At 68.1% G+C, this 3,024-nt stretch carries 5 protein-coding genes; 1 reads left to right on the top strand and 4 read right to left on the bottom strand.

Translation table 11 applies throughout. From position 1 onward, the window contains the following. Positions 1-409, bottom strand: a 409-nt coding sequence (locus tag N878_RS16490) for an ATP-binding cassette domain-containing protein (RefSeq protein ID WP_021444711.1), incomplete at its 3' end; no start/stop codon positions are given. Between the two features lie 124 nt (positions 410-533). Next, complete coding sequence (locus N878_RS16485) at positions 534-1,112, bottom strand: DUF2796 domain-containing protein (RefSeq protein ID WP_021444710.1); 579 nt, start codon at positions 1,110-1,112, stop codon at positions 534-536. 110 nt (positions 1,113-1,222) lie between these two features. Here N878_RS16485 and N878_RS16480 point away from each other — a divergent pair, with 110 nt between their 5' ends. Beyond that, a complete protein-coding gene (locus N878_RS16480; protein ID WP_021444709.1) occupies positions 1,223-1,573 on the top strand; it encodes a hypothetical protein in 351 nt (116 codons plus the stop codon). Positions 1,574-1,683: 110 nt separating this feature from the next. Here N878_RS16480 and trxA read toward each other — a convergent pair whose 3' ends face one another. Then, positions 1,684-2,556: a thioredoxin gene (gene trxA, locus N878_RS16475; protein WP_021444708.1), complete on the bottom strand. Its 873-nt coding sequence runs from the start codon at positions 2,554-2,556 to the stop codon at positions 1,684-1,686. A 99-nt stretch (positions 2,557-2,655) separates the two neighbouring features. After that, positions 2,656-3,024, bottom strand: a 369-nt coding sequence (locus N878_RS16470; RefSeq protein WP_021444707.1) for a 50S ribosomal protein L11 methyltransferase, incomplete at its 5' end; no start/stop codon positions are given.

Here is a 3,024-nt window from a genome sequence, read left to right as displayed (position 1 = left end):
GGTGGTCGAGCAGGGCGGCGGCGGCAGCATCGACGCTGCCATGGCGCTGGCGCGCACGCTCGGCGCGCAGGCGCGAGAAGCGGCAGGGCAGTTCGACGTTGTCGCGCACCGAGAGAAAGGGCAGCAGGTTGAACTGCTGGAAGATGTAGCCGGTGTGATCGACGCGAAAATGGTCGCGGGCGCCGGCCGAGAGCTGGCCGAGATCCTGGCCGAGCAGGCGGATATGCCCGCGCTGGGCCTTCTGCACGCCGCCGAGCAGGCCGAGCAAGGTGGTCTTGCCGCTGCCGCTGGGGCCCTTGAGAAACAGGGTCTCGCCGCGCTCGAGGGTGAAGCGGGGGATGTCCAGCAAGGGCGCCTGGCCGGGCCAGGCGAAGCCGAGGTCGGCGAGGTCGATCAGGGATTGGGTCATGGTCCGGCTATCGGGTGGTTTATGGGCCTGCGTGTAGGGTGGGTGACGCTCCACCCATCCACCATGGCGCTCCCACGGTGGATGAGAAGAGCGTCAGCTACGCGCCCCGATCCACCCTACGGCTTCAGAAATTCAGGCGCGGCTGGGCGGGAGTCAGTTCCACGCCCTGCTGGCCGCTCGGGCCGATCAGTTGTACCTGAATCTTCTCGGTGGCGGGGAAGCGTTTGAACAGCTCGGCCAGGTCCAACTGTTTCAAGTCGTTGGCGCGGGCGCAGTCGAAACGGTAGTGGGCGTGGATCTCGCTGTGCTCGCCCTGATGCTCATGATGGTCGTGGTCATGGTGACCTGCGTCGCCGAACAGCGGGCTCTGCAGTTCCACCTGGGTCGCCTTGCAGTCGCCGGCGGCCAGGGCGAACAGGCTCAGCGGCTGTTCCAGTTCGGCCTTGGCGGTGGCCACCTTGGCCTTGTCGGCGTCGCTCTTGGCGGCGTGCTCGAAACCCACCAGGTTCATCGCCGGGCTTTCCAGCTGCAGCTCCAGGGTCTGGCCGTCGAGCGCCACGTTGAGGCTGGCGACGCCGTGCTCGTGAGCGCCGAGGCTGTCGTGTGCGTGATCATGATGATCGTGGTCGTGTTTGTGTTCATGCGCCTGGGCGACGGCCAGGGGCAACAGGGCGAAGGGCAGGGCGAGCAGCAGTCGGCGCATGGGGCGTCTCCGGTACGGGTTTTAATCGTTACGTTATAACAACTTTTGTGCCGGCCTGGCCAGCGCACAGGCGTCATGGGAGCATGGGCGCTGGGAATGGGAGAACGATCATGCTGCGCATACGCGGACGCATCGGCGACTGGCCGGTGGACCTGACTGTGGAACTGGAGGCCGAGGATTGGGCGCGCCTGACGGCAGGCCTGAGCGCCGTGTCAGCGACCGAGGTGCCAGCGCCGGCCGTCTCGGCCGGCAGCAATGACGCGCTCTGGCAGACCGCCCTGCAACTGGTGCGCGACGCCGGGCAGGTGGAGGGGCCGCAGCTGCTCGGCCAACTGGCCGCGCTGGCCGGCGGCGAGGCGGCCGGCAAGCGCCTGCTGGTGCGCCTGCGCCACTGCGCGCAGATCCGTATGGAAACCGGCGCCGATGCGCCGATCTATCGCTGGGTGGGCGAGCCAGCCTAGGTCGGTGCTGAGCCTGCGAAGCCCAACAAAGCGTTCTGCCACTGTCTCTGGCGCGCGGTGTGGGGCTTCGCGGCGCTCAGCCCAACCTACCGTCTAGGTTCCGGCCTGAGTCAGTAGATCGCCTGGTACAGCTTGCGGCGGTAGGCGGTGACCAGCGGGTGGTCGCCGCCGAGCAGGTCGAACACCTGCAGCAGGGTCTTGTGCGGCAGGCCGTCCTGGTAGCTGCGGTTGCGCACGAACAGCCTGAGCAGGGCATCCAGCGCCGGCTCGTACTGCTGGCGGGCCAGTTGCTGCACGGCCAGCTGGTAGGCCGCCTCGTCGTCGCCGGCGTCCTGCGCCAGGCGGCTCTTCAGGGTGGCCACTTCCGGCAGGTCGGCGGCCTGGCGAAGGAAGGTCAGCTGCGCCTTGGCGCCGGCCAGGGCCTGCTTGTGTTCGTCGCCTTTCACCGCATTCAGCACCGCCTCGGCTTCGCCCAGCTCGCCGCGCTCGGCCAGGCAGCGGGCGTAGAGAATCAGCGCCGCGGCGTGCTCGTTGTTCTCCGTCAGCAGCTGCTTGAGCAGCGCTTCTGCGTCGGCGAAGCGGCCGTCGGCGAACAGCGCCTGGGCGGCTTCCAGCGGGTCGGCCGCGGCCGGCGCCGGCTCGGCGACATGGGGGGCGAGCATCTGGCGAATCGCCGCTTCCGGCTGGGCGCCGGCGAAGCCGTCCACCGGCTGGCCGTCCTTGAACAGCACCACGGTGGGCAGGCTGCGGATGCCGAAGCGCTGGACGATGTCCTGCTCGACATCGCAGTCGACCTTGGCCAGCAGCAGTTCGCCGGCGTATTGCTCGGTGATCTTCGCCAGCAGCGGCATCAGCGCCTTGCACGGCGCACACCATTCGGCCCAGAAATCCACCAGTACCGGCTTGTGGAAGGAGTTCTCGATCACCAGCTGTTCGAAGCTGGCGGCGCCGGATATGTCGAAGATATAGGGGGAATCGCTCATGGTCGGTCTCGAAGGGCAGGGCAATGGTCTATTAATGCGGGCAGGCGACCCGCGAAACAAGGGGGGGCGCTGCTGCCTGTTCCCCGGACTGCATCCGGGCTACCTCGGTCGTAGCGCATGATACAGGCTGACCTCGCGGAATTCGGCCGGCTCGGCCAGATCCGGCCAGGTACAGCCGTCGAGCAGCGCCAGGCGGCGGTACAGCGGGTGCTGGAAGTCCTTGACTCGCGAGTCGGCCACCAGCGCCTGGCGACCGCGGCTGAGGAAATGATCGAGCAGCGGCAGGTTGGCGCGGTCGTAGAGCACGTCGGCCACCAGGATCAGGTCGTAGCGGTCGGCCTCGGCGAAGAAATCTTCCGAGTAGTCCAGCGTCACGCCATTGAGCGCGGCATTGGCGCGGCAGGCGGCCAGCGCCAGCGGGTCGAGGTCGCAGGCCACCACCTCGGCGGCGCCGGCCTTGGCTGCGGC

The sequence above is a fragment of the Pseudomonas sp. EGD-AK9 genome (assembly GCF_000465935.2).
Lineage (GTDB): Bacteria > Pseudomonadota > Gammaproteobacteria > Pseudomonadales > Pseudomonadaceae > Aquipseudomonas.
The sequence above is the reverse complement of the archived record's forward strand: the minus strand, read 5'-3'. Positions and strand labels throughout refer to the sequence as shown.